The organism is Moraxella bovoculi 237 (genome assembly GCF_000696305.2).
Classification (GTDB): Bacteria; Pseudomonadota; Gammaproteobacteria; order Pseudomonadales; family Moraxellaceae; genus Moraxella; species Moraxella bovoculi.
The window spans coordinates 1-16059 of record NZ_AOMT01000035.1 but is presented as its reverse complement, the minus strand read 5'-3'; the positions used below and the strand labels follow the sequence as shown (position 1 = coordinate 16059).

Annotated in this window: 12 protein-coding genes and 1 pseudogene; 3 read left to right on the top strand and 10 right to left on the bottom strand. The window is 46.5% G+C overall.

The features are described 5' to 3' along the window. Positions 1 to 137: 137 nt before the first annotated feature. The 6 genes from fadA to rdgB form a co-directional block, all read right to left on the bottom strand. The gene (fadA, locus tag MBO_RS08570; protein ID WP_036366756.1) at positions 138 to 1310 is read right to left on the bottom strand and encodes an acetyl-CoA C-acyltransferase FadA; all 1173 of its coding nucleotides are present in this window, start codon (positions 1308 to 1310) and stop codon (positions 138 to 140) included. Between the two features lie 22 nt (positions 1311 to 1332). Continuing rightward, positions 1333 to 3483 carry a fatty acid oxidation complex subunit alpha FadB gene (fadB, locus tag MBO_RS08565; protein ID WP_036366754.1) on the bottom strand — a complete coding sequence of 717 codons (2151 nt, stop codon included), beginning with the start codon at positions 3481 to 3483 and terminating at the stop codon, positions 1333 to 1335. A gap of 185 nt (positions 3484 to 3668) precedes the next feature. After that, positions 3669 to 4976, bottom strand: coding sequence for an ATP-dependent protease ATP-binding subunit ClpX (gene clpX, locus MBO_RS08560; protein ID WP_406812855.1), 1308 nt, complete (start codon positions 4974 to 4976; stop codon positions 3669 to 3671). 9 nt (positions 4977 to 4985) lie between these two features. Beyond that, positions 4986 to 5612, bottom strand: a complete 627-nt coding sequence (clpP, locus tag MBO_RS08555; RefSeq protein WP_036366801.1) for an ATP-dependent Clp endopeptidase proteolytic subunit ClpP — start codon at positions 5610 to 5612, stop codon at positions 4986 to 4988. A gap of 141 nt (positions 5613 to 5753) precedes the next feature. Then, positions 5754 to 7088 (bottom strand): trigger factor, encoded by a 1335-nt coding sequence (gene tig, locus MBO_RS08550; RefSeq protein ID WP_036366749.1) that lies wholly within the window; start codon positions 7086 to 7088, stop codon positions 5754 to 5756. A gap of 166 nt (positions 7089 to 7254) precedes the next feature. Next, on the bottom strand, positions 7255 to 7851 hold the full coding sequence (gene rdgB / locus MBO_RS08545) for an RdgB/HAM1 family non-canonical purine NTP pyrophosphatase (RefSeq protein WP_036366747.1): 597 nt from the start codon (positions 7849 to 7851) through the stop codon (positions 7255 to 7257). A 202-nt stretch (positions 7852 to 8053) separates the two neighbouring features. On the opposite strand from rdgB, the gene MBO_RS08540 reads away from it, so the two are divergent. Both MBO_RS08540 and MBO_RS08535 read left to right on the top strand, forming a co-directional pair. Continuing rightward, complete coding sequence (locus MBO_RS08540) at positions 8054 to 9160, top strand: YjgN family protein (protein ID WP_036366744.1); 1107 nt, start codon at positions 8054 to 8056, stop codon at positions 9158 to 9160. 11 nt (positions 9161 to 9171) lie between these two features. Next, complete coding sequence (locus MBO_RS08535) at positions 9172 to 10191, top strand: M48 family metallopeptidase (protein WP_036366742.1); 1020 nt, start codon at positions 9172 to 9174, stop codon at positions 10189 to 10191. Positions 10192 to 10237: 46 nt separating this feature from the next. Here the strand turns inward: MBO_RS08535 and galE are convergent. The 4 genes and pseudogenes from galE to MBO_RS08515 form a co-directional block, all read right to left on the bottom strand. Then, positions 10238 to 11276, bottom strand: a pseudogene (galE, locus tag MBO_RS08530) (UDP-glucose 4-epimerase GalE). Between the two features lie 30 nt (positions 11277 to 11306). Next, complete coding sequence (locus MBO_RS08525; RefSeq protein WP_036366741.1) at positions 11307 to 12587, bottom strand: UDP-glucose 6-dehydrogenase; 1281 nt, start codon at positions 12585 to 12587, stop codon at positions 11307 to 11309. A 34-nt stretch (positions 12588 to 12621) separates the two neighbouring features. Next, positions 12622 to 14244, bottom strand: a complete 1623-nt coding sequence (gene pgi / locus MBO_RS08520) for a glucose-6-phosphate isomerase (protein WP_036366739.1) — start codon at positions 14242 to 14244, stop codon at positions 12622 to 12624. 9 nt (positions 14245 to 14253) lie between these two features. Continuing rightward, positions 14254 to 15120, bottom strand: coding sequence for a UTP--glucose-1-phosphate uridylyltransferase (locus tag MBO_RS08515; protein WP_036366737.1), 867 nt, complete (start codon positions 15118 to 15120; stop codon positions 14254 to 14256). Positions 15121 to 15636: 516 nt separating this feature from the next. Between MBO_RS08515 and MBO_RS08510 the strand changes: the two genes are divergently transcribed. Then, a partial coding sequence (locus tag MBO_RS08510) for an ESPR-type extended signal peptide-containing protein (protein ID WP_036366735.1) occupies positions 15637 to 16059 on the top strand: 423 nt, incomplete at its 3' end.

Genomic DNA, 16059 nt, shown 5'->3' with positions numbered 1-16059 from the left:
TTACACCGCTGTGTATGATTTTTTCAATTGTTTACATTCACTATGCTAAATTGCTAGCAGCTTAATAGCATCTTTATTAGGCGCAATAAAAACCCAAGCAAAACTGTTCGCTTGGGTTTTGGTTTTAAGACTTCGTATCATACGCGTTCGATGATGGTCGCAATCCCCTGCCCCAATCCGATACACATGGTGGCAAGTCCGATTTGAGTATCTTGTTGCTCCATGACATTGAGTAAGGTCGTGGTAATTCTCGCACCAGAACAGCCCAGCGGGTGTCCTAGGGCAATCGCTCCGCCATTGTGATTGACGATGTCTTGCTTATCATACAGTCCCAAGCCTTTTAGCACCGACAGGCCTTGGGCGGCGAATGCTTCGTTTAGCTCTACCGTCTGAATGTCGCCGATAGACAGCCCTGCTCGCTTTAGCGCCTTTTGTGTGGCAGGGACAGGACCATAGCCCATAATCGCCGCATCACACCCTGCCACCGCCATGGAGCGGATGACTGCTCGTGGGGTCAGCCCAAGCTCCTTAGCTTTACCTGCCGACATAACGAGCATGGCGGAAGCACCGTCTGATAGGGCAGACGATGAACCTGCCGTTACCGTGCCGTTCACAGGGTCGAATACGGGTCTGAGTTTTTGCAGACTCTCAATATTAGCATCAAAACGAATGACTTCGTCCACCGTGCATAACTGCAGATTACCCTGCTCGTCATGCCCTTCCACGCCCACGATTTCTTTACCAAACCGTCCTTCTTGGGTGGCTTTGGTTGCCTTGACATGTGAGCCTAGCGCAAATTCGTCCTGCTCGGCTCGTGTAATGTCATTCATACGCCCAAGCATTTCGGCGGTCAGCCCCATCATGTTGGACGCTTTTGCGATGTGCTTTGAGCTACTGGGGTTGATGTCCACACCGTGCATCATGGCAACATGCCCCATATGTTCCACGCCCCCGATGATAAAAATGTCGCCTTGGTGGGTCATGATTTGGGCGGCAGCGGTGTGCAGGGCTTGCATGGACGATCCACACAGGCGGTTTACCGTTTGTCCTGCGACGTGCTTTGGAATGCCTGCCAACAGGCTTGCGTGGCGAGCGATGTTCCAGCCTTGTTCTAGGGTTTGATTAACACAGCCCCAGATTACGTCCTCGATGTCATTAGGGTCAAAATCATTTCGCTTGATTAGGGCTTTCATCAGCTCTGCCGATAAAGTCTCGGCTCGCACATTGCGGAACATACCGTTTTTGGATTTGCCCATGGCGGTGCGTACGCCATCGACGATGACCACGTCTGTTGGATTTAATGTTGTCATAATTTTTTCCTTAAAATTTTAATTATTGATAGAAGCTCTCGCCACGCTCTGCCATGTCTCGTAGCATTTGCGGAGCTTCATACGCCTTGCCCAGATGAGCGTATTTATCACACAAAGCAACAAACTCTTTTACACCCACTTGGTCAATGTAGCGACACGGACCGCCACGGAACGGTGGGAAGCCAAGCCCCATCAGCATCGCCATGTCTGCCTCGCCTGCACTTGCCACGATGCTATCTTCTAGGCAACGTACCGTCTCGGTACAAAACGCCACCATTAAGCGGTCAATGATTTCTTGCTCGTCAAAATCGGCATTACCGTCTTGCACCGCCTTTAACAGCTCATGAGTGGTCGTATCCACACTCTTTTTGGGCTTGCCTTTTTTGTCAAGCTCATATTTATAAAAGCCTGCACCATTTTTTTGACCTAGACGGTTATTTTCAAACATGACAGTCGTGGCACTCTTATAATCAGGATTCATACGCTCGGGGAATGCGTTCGCCATGACGCTACTTGCGTGCACGCCTGTATCAATACCTACGACGTCAAGCAGATAGGCAGGTCCCATAGGCCAGCCGAATTTTTCCATGACTTTATCAATCTTGACAAAATCCGCCCCATGTTTGATGAGTAAATCAAACGCCCCAAAATAAGGGAACAGCACACGGTTTACCAAAAATCCTGCGCAGTCATTCACCACGATTGGCGTTTTGCCCATTTTTTGAGCAAGGGCAACCGTAGTCGCCACCGCTTCATCGCTCGTCTTCTCGCCGCGGATAATCTCCACAAGGGGCATACGATGAACAGGGTTAAAAAAGTGCATACCCACAAAATTCTCGGGGCGTTTTAGCGATTTGGCAAGTTCGGTAATGCTAATCGTGGACGTGTTGGACGCAAGAATAGCCGTGTCTTTAATCAGGCTTTCGGTCTCGGCAAGCACCGATTTTTTGATTTTTTCGTTCTCCACCACCGCTTCAATGACGATGTCAGGCGTAGCAAAATCGCCATAGTTTAGGGTTGGGCGGATTTTGGATAGGGTTTCGCCCATTTTGGCGGTGCTGATTTTGCCACGTTCTACTTCTTTACTAAGGAGCTTGCTCGCTTCATTCATACCTAGATCAAGTTGTTCTGCCTTGATGTCTTTCATGATGATAGGCAAGCCCTTGACCGCCGACTGATAAGCGATACCACCGCCCATAATCCCGGCCCCAAGCACCGCCATTTCATCGATGTCGTGGGCGGATTTGGATTGTTCTTTAGCACGCTTTTTGACAAGCTGGTCGTTTAGGAATACACCGACAAGAGCACCCGCTTGTGGGGTTTTGGCGGATTTGGCAAAATTAGTCGCCTCAATCTTAATCGCTTCATCACGCCCCAGATTGGCATGACGCTCAACCGCATCCAACGCCAAAGCGATGGATGGGTAATGCTTAGGGTTCGCCTTAGCAAAAATCACACCTTTGGCAGAATTAAACGCCATGGCTTGCTCGGTTTTATTTAATTTAACAGGTTCTAACTTCTCGGCACGTTTGGCTTGCCAGTCGATCTCACCGCTGATGCACTTGTGCACCAGATCAATCGCTGATTGCTCCAAGATGTCATCAGCAACGACGGCATCCACTAAACCAACCTTCAACGCATCGGCAGGTCTTAATGAATTGCCCGTAGCGATGAGTTCTAGGGCATTATCCACCCCAATGATACGCGGCGCACGCACCGACCCACCAAAACCGGGGAAAATCCCCAGCTTAGTCTCAGGGAATCCTACTTGTCCCGACTGCCCCATGATGCGGTATTCGCAGACCAAGGTCATCTCACAGCCGCCACCCAACGCTGCGCCATTAATGGCACAAACCTTAGGAAATGGCAAATCTTCAAAACGGTTAAAGGTGTCATTAATATCAAGCAGCCACGTCTCTAGCTCATCCTGTGGACGCTTAAAATAACTAATAAACTCGGTAATATCCGCCCCTGCGATAAAGACCTTTTTGCCCGATGTGACAATGGCGCCCTTGATGGTACTGTCGTTCTCGAGTGCGATTACCGCTTCTTTGAACTCAGCATTCGTGGCTTGGTCGAATTTATTGACTGATTCATTTTCATTATTGAAATGAAATTTGACGATATCGCCGTCTAGTCGGCTGACTTGTATGGATTTTCCTTGATAGATCATATGTACTCCTATTGCTTATGTTTGGGATAATTTGCACATCCAATCTTACTATAACATAAGCCATCAGCGAAAATAAGTACAGAATTTTGGGCAAATTTGACCGACTGGTCATCTTTTGGCGGCGATCATTTATGACCATGCAATAAAAATCCCCGTGCAATGACGGGGATTTTTACCATGGCTGATTATTTCTTAACAGTTGGTGCTTTGCCATCGTTGATGACGTCAGCATCGACGATCACTTCTTTGACATCGTCCATGCTTGGCAGCTCATACATGGTATCAAGCAGCGCATTCTCGATGATAGAGCGCAGACCGCGTGCGCCTGTTTTGCGCTTCATGGCTTTTTTGGCGATGGCATCCAATGCATCTTTATTAAATGACAGCTTGGCGCTCTCCATCTCGAACAGATACTGATATTGCTTGGTCAGCGCATTCTTGGGCTCGGTGAGAATCTGTACCAACGCCTCTTCATCAAGCTCATCAAGCGTCGCGATGACCGGCAGACGACCAATAAATTCTGGAATGATACCAAACTTCACCAAATCCTCAGGCTCAACCTCACGGAACAGCTCACTGATCTTGGTCTCTTCTTTGGCTTTGACCACCGCATTAAAGCCCATGCCTGTGGTCTCGGTGCGCTGCTGGATGATCTTATCAAGCCCTGCGAATGCACCACCGACGATCATTAGGATGTTGCTGGTGTCCACCTGAATCATCTCTTGGCGTGGGTGCTTACGGCCACCTTGGGGCGGAATACTGGCAACCGTACCTTCGATGATTTTTAGTAGTGCCTGCTGAACGCCCTCACCCGATACGTCACGAGTAATTGAGACGTTTTCGCTTTTTTTGGTGATTTTATCGATCTCATCGATGTAGATGATGCCTTTTTGGGTGCGTTCAATGTCATAGTCAGCAGCTTGTAGCAGCTTTTGAACGATGTTCTCAACATCCTCACCCACATAGCCTGCCTCGGTTAAGGTCGTGGCGTCTGCCATGGCAAATGGCACATCCAACAGTCGCGCCAAAGTTTGCGCCAATAGAGTCTTACCCGAGCCCGTTGGTCCGATGAGCAGAATGTTACTCTTAGCCAGCTCAACCTTCTCGCCATTTAGCGTGTCGTCTTTTTGGGCAGACTTTAAGCGCTTATAGTGGTTATAGACCGCAACCGACAGTGCTTTTTTGGCAGCGTCTTGACCGATGACATATTCATCTAGGTGCGCGCGCAGCTCTTTTGGCGTAGGCAGCTTAGCATTCGCCCAATCGTCAGCCTCTTCTTGATGGTCATAAGACGTGGCTTCTTCGGTGGTCTGTTTTGTTGGCTTATCAGCTTTAGCCTTGGATGGCTTGACGCCGATGCCTGCTTCTCTTAGCATGTCGCCACACAGTGACACACACTCATTGCAGATATTAGCTGCATCGCCAGCGATGAGTTTTTTGACCTCGGCTTTCTTTTTACCACAGAACGAACAGGTATTTTCTAAATTACTCATCATCAATCCTTATAGCCCAGCAGGACGCTTGTCAAGCACAACATCCACCAAGCCATATTCGCGCGCCGCTTCTGCACTCATGAAGTTATCGCGGTCGGTGTCTTTCTCTAGGCGCTCGACTGGCTGACCTGTATGATCAGCAAGCAGCTGATTTAGTTTGGCTTTCAGCTGGATAATCTCACGCGCATGAATCTCGATGTCCGATGCCTGACCACGGAAACCGCCTAGCGGCTGATGAATCATGATGCGTGAATTGGCAAGAGCATAACGCTTGCCCTTCTCACCTGCCGACAATAAGAACGAGCCCATGCTCGCTGCCTGACCCATACAGATGGTCGAGACATCCGGCTTAATAAAGTTCATCGTATCATAGATCGCCATGCCCGCAGTAACCACGCCGCCAGGGGAGTTGATGTATAGATGTACATCTTTTTCTGGATTGTCAGCTTCTAGAAATAACAACTGAGCGACAATCAGGTTCGCCATGTTATCCTCAACCTGACCCGTCAAGAAAATCACACGCTCACGCAAAAGACGTGAGAAAATATCAAATGAACGCTCGCCACGACCAGACTGCTCAATCACCATCGGCACAAGGGCGTTTTGTGGTGCAATGGGCGCGTGATAGCTGTCCATCAACTGGTCATAAAAAGGATTGTGTTTCATGTTTTGCATTGTGATTTCCTAGTTTTTGAAAATATCGCTTATTTTACCATTAATTAAAAAATACCCCAAACACTGTTTGGGGTATTTTTATGGTTTTATTGTAAGCCAAGATTATAGCTGAGCTTGTTGAGCTGCTGCTAGTAGGTCTTGGTATTTAACTTCTTTGTTAGTTACTTTACCTTGAGCCAGTAGATAATCAACCACTTGATCTTCTAGAACCACAGACTCGATGCCAGCGCGTTGCTGCTTGTCGTTGGTGTAGTAGTCGATAACTTCTTGTGGATCTTCGTAGTTTTCAGCCGCTTCTGCGATGAATGCAGTCACGCGATCTTGATCAACTTCGATTTTCTCTTTGTCGATGATTTGGCTAACCAATACGCCAAGACGTACCGCGCGTAGTGCTTGATCTTCGAACAGCTCATTTGGTAGCATGTCAGCACCGAAAGTATTAGGGTTGGCACCGAACTGCTGAGCGAAACGCTGTAGCATTTGTTCGCGCTGACGGTTGATTTCTTGCTCTAGCATGGCTTTTGGCACGTCAAATTCGTTCTTCTCAAGTAGCGCGTCAAATGCAGCTTGTTTCACTTGATTGCGACCTGCGTTCTTGATTTCGCGCTCCATGTTCTTACGAACGTCAGCTTTTAGCTTGTCAAGACCGCCTTCTTTTACACCAAATAGCTCAAAGAATTCTTCGTTTAGCTCAGGCAGTTTTGGTGATTTAACTTCCTTAACATTGATTTTAAAGTCAGCTTCTTTGCCTTTTAGGTTCTCGGCTTGATAATCTTCTGGGAAAGTTACTTTGATGGTTTTTTCTTCGCCAGCTTTCATGCCTTTCATGCCATCTTCAAAGCCTGGAATCATCTGACCAGAACCGATCACCAGACGATAGTTCTCAGCGCTGCCACCTTCGAATTTTTCGCCATCGATAGAACCTTCAAAGTCAAAAGTCGCTTCATCGCCATCTTCTAGCGCACCGTCTTTGGTCTCTAGCGTTTGGCGTTGTTTTTGTAGGTTTTCGATCATCACGTCTACGTCTTCGTCAGACACAGAAGCTGTTTGACGCTCAACTTCGATCTCGCTCACGCCTTTTACTTCCACTTCTGGGAAAGTTTCAACCGTGGCTTGATATACCAAGAAATCATTCTCAAGCTTCACGTCATCAATGTTCGGCACGCCCACTGCGCGGATTTTTTTCTCGTTCATCGCTTCAAATACGGTGTCACGAATCACGTCGTTGATGACTTCTTGCTGGATGCCAGCACCGTACTGGGCGCGGATGTGCGACACAGGCACTTTGCCCTTACGGAAACCGTCAATCTTAGCGGTCTTAGCTAGGCTGCGGATACGACCTTCTACTTTGCCTTGAATGGTACCAACTGGCACTTTTACGGTCAATTGGGTTTCTTTGTCTGACAGTACATTGACTGCGATGTCTAGATTGCTCATGGTAATTACCTTTTAAAATATGAAAAACGGCTTGACTTCCATCAAGTATAAAATTTGGGTGTTATCATAACACGATTTAGGCATCAAAACACCTAAAAGCATCACAGTATAACGCTAAGCGGTTAAAATTACAACCAAAAACGCTGCATTCCCCATCAAATGCCTTTTATTTGAGCTGATTGATGAGTGTCTGCAAAGCCTGTCCGCGATGACTAAGCGAATTTTTGACTGTCTTTTCAAGCTCGGCGGAAGATTTGTCAAGGCTTGGCACATAGAACAGCGGGTCATAACCAAAGCCATTCTCACCCCGTGGCACATCCAAGATCTCGCCCGCCCATTCGCCTTGAGCAATGATTGGCAAAGGGTCATCGGCGTGGCGCACCATAGCAAGCACGCAGACGAATTTACCGGCGATGGGAGCATCACCCCTAAGCGGCGTCAGCTCTGTCAGTAGCTTGATGTTATTTGCCTGATCATCGCCATGCACGCCTGCGTATCTCGCCGAATAAATCCCTGGCATGTTGCCAAGTGCAGGCACACACAGCCCACTATCATCCGCCAAAGCAGGCAGTCCGCTGGCAGCACTTGCGTGGCGCGCCTTGATGATGGCATTCTCGATGAATGACAATCCTGTCTCATCAGCGTCTGTGATGCCAAGCTCACCTTGTGGGATGATGCTAATGCCCAGATTCGCCTGATCGAACAGCGCCTGAAATTCAGCCAATTTGCCTTTGTTGTTACTGGCTAGAACGATGGTTTGCATGATTTAAATCTCCTAATTATCAGTCTGTTATTGTAGCATAATTAAGCCCAGCGGATAATCATCCTAAGCACTCAGCGAATGCTGTCATCCAAAAAACCCCTCAAGCAAGCCTAATATAAGCTCAGGTTTCTTTTTGGCAATATTCCTGATACAATGCTGTTGTTTATCATTTAATAATCATTTTCAATAGTAAAGGATTTTCATGTCAAATAATATCCACACCGACATGGGCAGCGATGTATTGTCAGCTTCGTCCGCGCCACCTCCACTGCCTACCTTGCAGCCTGAGCCGACCACTCATCGCTTTACCTTTGGTGGTACAGCAATGGCTTATTTTAAGATTTGGATTGTCAATCTGGTGCTGACCATCGTTACGCTGGGCATCTACTCACCATGGGCGAAAGTGCGCCGCCTACGTTATTTTTATGGCAATACGCACCTTGATGGCAAGAGTTTTGATTTTACCGCCAACCCCAAGCGCATCTTGATCGGGCGCCTGATCGCCATCGCCATCTATGTCGCCATCAGCGTCTTTGGTCAGTTCTCGCCTGAGATTGCTTTTGCAGGGGCGATATTACTATTCTTGGTTTTCCCTTGGATGCTGCGCTCGACGCTGCGTTTTATGGCGAGAAACAGCCAATTTAATAATGTTCGCTTTGGTTTTGGTGGTACGCTCGCGGCGGCTTATGTGGTGATGTTGCTAATTGTGGCTTTAAACTTCGTAAGCTTCGGTCTGTTAACACCATTTACGATTTGGTTGTTTAAGCGTTATCAATTTGACAATACGTATTTTGGACAACTTAAATTCAACTTCAACACCAGCGTCTGGGACATGTATAAGGCGATGATTCTGCCGTTACTTGCATTTTTCGTTGTGATGTTGCTGGGTGTTGGTTTTATCTTTAGCCAAGTAGAGACGATGACCTCACCCGATGGGTCGCTACCACCTGTGGCAATAGGCATCATCGCAATCATCTACGCTGTGATGCTGCTTATTTTTCCACTTATGCAAGGCTATATCCATCGCGCCATCTGGGGCAAATTAACCTTGGGGGACAATCGCTTCGTCTTGGTGAGCTTTAGCCCATTAAAATTCGCCTTCATCAGCCTAACCAATGTCATCGCAACCGTCCTAAGCGTAGGCTTATTACACCCTTGGGCAGCGGTGAGAATGCACCGCTACAAAACCGAAACCCTCACCCTGTCTGTGGTGGACGACTTCGATGCGCTGACCACGCCGGGCGCGGATAACGTATCGCCTCTGGCAGAAGAGATCAGCGACGTGTTCGACTTTGATGTGTCTTGGTAAGTGAGTCTAGCATGAATCAAGCTGTGACCGTGCGGTATTTTGATGGGCAAATCAGTAAAGCGCACAACGCTCAAATTCATCCTGTATTTTACCAAGGTCAAGCGGATGGTCTTGTGGTTGTCTGGAGAAATACCGACAACACACACCAAGAGAAGCGTTACTTTGCCAAGAATTGTGAATACCTGCCCAGCGTGGATAATTCGCCACACGCCATCATGCTGTCCGATGGCGCGCGCATAGAATTTCTAGGCTCGCCACCCGATTGGATCGAGCTGCAGCATCGTTCGCTATTCGATAACATCACCAAGATGGAGAACCACTGGGCGTGGATCGGAACGGGGTTGATGATATTGTGCGTGTTAGTCTTTGGGTTGGTTCGTTTTGGCATTCCGATGGCATCTCACCACATCACCCAAAGACTGCCCAGCGATGTTCTTATGGAGGCAGGCAATCATGCTGAGCAATACGTCATGGAGATGACCGGGCCCAGCGCCCTGTCTAAGGCGCGCCAAGATGAGATCAAGGCTCTGTATGATAAGCTAGATGCCAACCCACAAGCCAAAATCATCGTCAGAAGTGGCGGGGACATCGGCGCCAATGCACTGGCCATTCCCAATAACACCATCGTCATCACGGATGAGCTCATCGAGCTTAGTGGGGATGACAACGAGATCCTAGCCGTGCTTGCCCATGAACAGGGGCATCTGGTGCATCGTCATAGCTTAGAGCAGGCGATTAGCAGTATTGGTGTGGGAGTACTGGTCATCGTCATCACAGGCGATGCATCTGATTTGATACTCGCCCTACCCACCATGCTCGCTGCCACCCAATACTCCCAAGCTGCGGAGATGGAAGCAGATAAATTTGCCATCGATGAGCTAAAACGCCTTGGCATATCGCCCTTGCACCTTGCCAACTTCTTTGAGAAAATGAAAAAAGAAGATGGCAATGGTCAAGGACATTGGTCGGTACTGTCCACGCACCCCAAGACGGATAAGCGGATTGAGCAGGTTAAGAAGCATAGTGAATAGGACATGACTGTCATAATGTCGCAAAAACCGCCTTTGGGCGGTTTTTTTAAGCATGATACCCTCTGGGATTTTGACTTTGCCAATGCCATGTATCCACGCACATACGCTCGATGTCGTGTTCTGCCATCTAGCCAAGCAAATTTTTGGCTTTATCGCTACTGGCATAGCAAGTGGCAATGCCCCCTGCTCGTCTTCAGGCGATGACGTATGGCACGGACTGCCCTGTGGTGTGGATAAAGGCATTAACCAGTTGTAGTACGCTTGTGCCGTTGCCTGTGCCTAGGTTAATCGGCTCAAAGCCAAAAGCCGTCTCACATTTGGCGATATAATCCAGTGCTGACACATGACCTTTTGCCAAATCCATCACATGAATATAATCACGCACCCCTGTACCATCAACAGTATCATCATCATCGCCAAACACGGATAATTTTTCTAATTTACCCACCGCCACTTGGCTGGTATGAGGCATAAGGCTGTTGGGAATGTCGCTTGGGTCTTCGCCGATTGTCCCTGATAAGTCCGCCCCAATGGGGTTAAAGTAACGTAGGGAGATAATATTCCACACTTGGCTGTCCTTGGCGGATTTTGCCAAATCTTCTAGGATATAATCAACCGTGAGCTTGGACTGCCCATAAGGATTGGCGCATGAGCGTTTGGCGGTCTCGGTAATGGGCAACACTTTGGGGTCGCCATAGACGGTTGCCGATGATGAAAAGACAAAGTTGGTTATGCCCTTGTCTTTCATAACTTCTAAGAGATTTAGCGTACCTGTTACGTTGTTTTGGTAGTATTTAAGCGGTTTTGCCACGCTCTCGCCCACCGCTTTTAGCCCTGCAATTTTAGCCCTGCAAAATGAATCACACCAAAAAAATCATGTTCATCAAACACCCGCTCCAAATGAGCCTTATCTAAGACATCGCCTTGATAAATGCCATCTGCGTACCGACAATTTTTTGTACACGCCCAATCGCCACAGGGCTAGAATTGGACAAATTATCCTACACCACAGGCTTATAACCTGCCTTGATGAGTTCAATCAAGGTATGTGAGCCGATATAGCCTGCTCTGCCTGTTACTAGGATTTTTCATGTCATACTCTCTTAAAAATGGGCTTAGTGATTTTTGCGACCAATACCAATATAATCACTGGTTAAAATTTTAATCTCATCATCACTTAAAATATTTTTGGCATCAAATATCGGTATATTATGTTTATTTAATTCATAAACATCAGGCGGTGTTAATCCCGACCAATTAATAATAAATAAACCGTCTATTTCATTTAATTCATAAGGGTCATTTGTGATTGAAAATAACCGCTCATTTTCATACATCGTTTGTAATTCAATCGTGGTATTATTGGTATAAACCATCGTCTTTATGTCATACGACCACAACAATTTTAATAAAGGGTGAATGGCACTATTGGTACTAAGCCCTGCCCCAGTGCGATAACCTGCCCCCCATATCATCACGGTTTTATTTTCTATAAAGCCATTAAAATATCGCCAAAATTTTCTAAAAATCAGCTCTTTTTGGTCATCATTGACATCAATCACGGCATTTAACACATCCGATTTGACGTTTTGATTGTCAAATTGACTTTTTAATAAAGCCAATTCATTGGGCAGGGTCTTTCCGCCAAACCCCCAACCTGCTCCCAAATATGCCGAACCAATACGACTGTCCGAGCCCATAATCCGCTCAATGTGCTTGATATTGACGTTTTCTTTATCGGCAAGGCGTGTCATTTCATTCATAAACGACAAGCGAGTGGCAAGCATTGCCATAATCGCACTACGAGCAAATTCTATGGTTTTAATGGTGTCAATTTGAAATTTTTTGGCTTGGGATTTGATAAAAGAGATGATTTCGCAATTTACCACACTATTTGCTGTTTTTTCACCAATCAATACCAAATCCGATTGATAAAAACTGCTAAAATTCGCCCCGTCTTTCATAAAAACAAACGGCAAATAATACACCCATTTACTAATCATTTCATCGGCAATTTGCTCCATTTTGCCAATGGTATCAATACCACTTAGGATAATTTGACTGTGCGGATTATCCTGTGTTTCGGTAAATAATGCCAATTCTTCATCACTCATGTCATCAACAAATAGCCAGATTAAACTGCCTTGGGATTGTTTAATAAAATCAAGTGTATCATCACGGCTATTTTTGTGATGATGAATGATTTTATTTTCATTCACATACAGCGACCATAAGGCATTAATTTGACGGTCAAAATGGTAATGAAACAACGTCTCATCAATGGCATTTTTAACACTTAATAAATGCACTTTTTTATTTAAACTGGCAAACAAAATCCCTGCGTTAATCGCTTCATGATTTGCTCCGATGATATAGACCGTATCGTGTGTTTTCATTATCATTTACCGTAATTTTTATTAAAAATACTTTTTAAAATTTACCCTTAATTTTATTTAACAGCGTATTGGTTGATGAATCAAACGCCCCCACGCTTTGTTTGTCGCACAATACGTCATAGACCTGATTTGCCATGACTTTACCCACTTCCACGCCCCATTGGTCAAACGGATTGATACCCCAAATCACGCTCATCACATAAACTTTATGCTCATATAGGGCGATGAGTGAGCCGAGCGTTTTTGGCGTTAGGCTGTCAAGCAAAAGCGTTGTGGACGGCTGATTGCCACGATATTGTTTAAATTGGGCAAAATCATCGTCATTTTTTTGCAACTCATCAGGCAAGGCGTGATTGCCAAATGCCAACACCTGCGACTGAGCAAGGCAATTTGACAAGGAAAGCTTGTGCTGTTCGGACAAATGAGAATTGGCAGTTTGGTGCTGATGATAGCGATGAATGGGCGTGATAAAGTCGCAAGAGACCCGTTGCGTGCCCTGATGAAGGAGCTGATAAAAAGCGTGCTGGGCATTTGAACCAATGTCACCCCACAAAATCGGGCAAGTGTCATAGCCGACCTGCTGACCATCTCTGGCGACCGATTTGCCGTTGGACTCCATTTCAAGCTGGGTCAGATAGTTGGGAAAATGCGACAATCTGCCGTCATAAGGTAGCACGGTGTGGGCGTTAATCCCCAAAAAAGTGCTGTTCCATACACCCAACAGCCCAAGTAGGACGGGCATATTTTGGGCAAAATCGGCTGTGGCAAAATGCTTGTCCATATCGTTCGCCCCTGATAGTAGCTCATAAAAGCCGTCCATGCCGATTTTTATGGCAATGGCAAGCCCGATGACCGACCACATACTAAACCGACCGCCGACCCAGTCCCACAGTAGCAACTGATTATTTTCATGAATGCCCCAATCGCTCATCTTGTCAGGACGTGTGGAAATGCCAATAAAATGACGACGCAAAATCGTGGGTTTATTGTCATGGGCGCACAACAGCCAACCCAAGGCGGTTTTGGCGTTGGAGAGCGTGTCTATCGTACCAAACGACTTTGATGAAATGATAAACAGTGTGGTTTGCGGATTTAGCACCTTTAACAGACTGTCAAGCTGAGTGCCGTCCATGTTAGAGACAAAATGCACCCGAATGGACGTGTCTGACCACTCGGACAAGGCAGTCGTTGCCATTAGGGGCCCTAAATCCGAACCGCCCACACCGATATTGACCACATCCGTCATGGCATGACCTGCATAGCCACGCCACACGCCTGTGCGGATACGGCTAACAATCGTCTCGGCTTTGGCAAGGCTGTCGTGGACTTGGGCGTTTACGTCCGCACCGTCCACGATGAGCGACTCGCCCTTTGGTAAGCGTAACGCGGTGTGCAAGGCGGGACGGTTTTCAGAGTCGTTTACTTTTTTACCTGTTAATAAATCATTGATTTTATTGAATAATTGACAATCGTCCGCCAAGCTCAATAACGCTGATAAAATCTCATCGTCAATCGCTTGCTTACTAAAATCCATGTACATATCACAAGCCGACACGCCAAACCGCTCGCCACGTTTGTCATCTTTGAACAGCTCGGTTAAGGTGCGCTCGGTTTGGGCAAGGGCGTGTAGAGTTTGCCAAGTGGGACTTTGATTCATGGCAAATCCTTAAAATGGCTCGCCAATATGCTCAGCAAAATAAACAAACGCCTGCATATAACTTGTCATATCGCCAGCATCAAAGCTGTTACCCACCATTGTTGTTACATCCACGCCCTGACTGCCAATCAGTGCATCAATCGCATCGGTCAGCTGAATTTCATCGCCCACGCTTGGGGCAGTGTTGGCAAGATGCTCAAAAATAGCATTGTCAAACACATAGCGACCCACCACCGCAAGGTTTGACGGTGCGTCTTTGGCGTTTGGTTTTTCTACAAAACCTGTAACAGGCAGCACTTGGTTTTGGCTTGATTTTTCAAGGGTTTGGGCATTTTGTAATTTAGCAATGCCATATTTGTCAATGTCCGCCACCGCCACAGGGTTGACAAGGATTTGTGAGCGACCCGTTTTTTCAAATTCTTTTAGCATAAATGCCAAGTTTTGACTGGCATAATCTGTGTCAAATGGGTCAAGCACCACATCAGGCAAAAGCACAGCAAAAGGATTATCGCCCACCACCGCACGCCCTTGTAGCACAGCGTGCCCAAGCCCCAAAGGCTTGCCTTGACGCACGCTGGCAATCACCACATCATCTGGCAAAAAGTTTAGACTGTCGGCCAGCTCATTTTTGCCCTTATGTCTTAATTGACTGTCAAGTTCGCCATTGACATCAAAATAATTTTCTATCGCACTTTTTTGGGAGTGATTGACAAGCACGATGTTTTTAATGCCTGCTTTGATCGCTTCATCAATCACATAATGAATGCTTGGGCGATTGCCAAGTGGCAACAGCTCTTTTGGGATGGCTTTTGAAAGCGGGAGCATCCGTGTGCCAAAGCCTGCACAAGGAATGATGGCATAAGTTACTGATTTCATCTAAACTACCTATCACATCTACAACGGCTACTATGATTAAATAACAGCAATTCAAAAAAGTCATGACGCCTTGAGCATCAGACCAGCCAAATGATCCATCATGACCATTCAACCTCATGGCATTCAATCAATGTTCGATTATAACACACATCGCACAATGACAATGCAGGCAAATGACCTATCTTGCCAATAATACATCCGCTCATCTTATGCGCCCCAGACACAGCGATCTCCCAGCATTCAAATAATATCTATTCTTAGCAAGTGCTAACTGGAAGCACAATGAGGGATGCGACGAAACGCCAATCGCCACACATAATAATTGCCAAAACAACCCCAAAAAATCCAAAAAATTTTATAGCAAGGCTTCAAGTGTTGCTAAAATATATTTGACACAAAAGGAATGCCTTGTTACCATAAAGCAAAACGGTGTTAAAACATATGGTGATAGGTGCCCAAAAGCTACACAATGGGCTCTTATTTACCTTCCATCACAAATCAGATAGGAGTTATCTTGTGAATAAAATCTTTAAAGTCAAGCGCAACTCGCTTGGTCAATCGGTGGTATGCTCAGAAATCGCCACTTCTCGCTCAAAAGGTCGTGTGATCGCCTCTGCGTTGGCATTGGCTGTAGCAAGTACGGTAGCTGGTCAAGCGGTTGCTCAAGTTAAATCGCACTATACAGAAAGTACTACGGAACTGGCTAACCTTAGTGAATTGAACTATGAAAGAATAGAAAATTTAGAGGTTGCTGCAAAAGAAACAAGCACTGATCTTGATAACCTTTCGGAATGGTTTAAACTAGCTTATGAGACAATTGGAGACCACCATGCTGCTCTTGATGGCGTGGGCGATATTGTTAGTGCTTTGGACGCAACAGACGATGTACTCATTGAAGCCATTGCTGCCAACACACATACTGCTGTTGATAATGCCAAC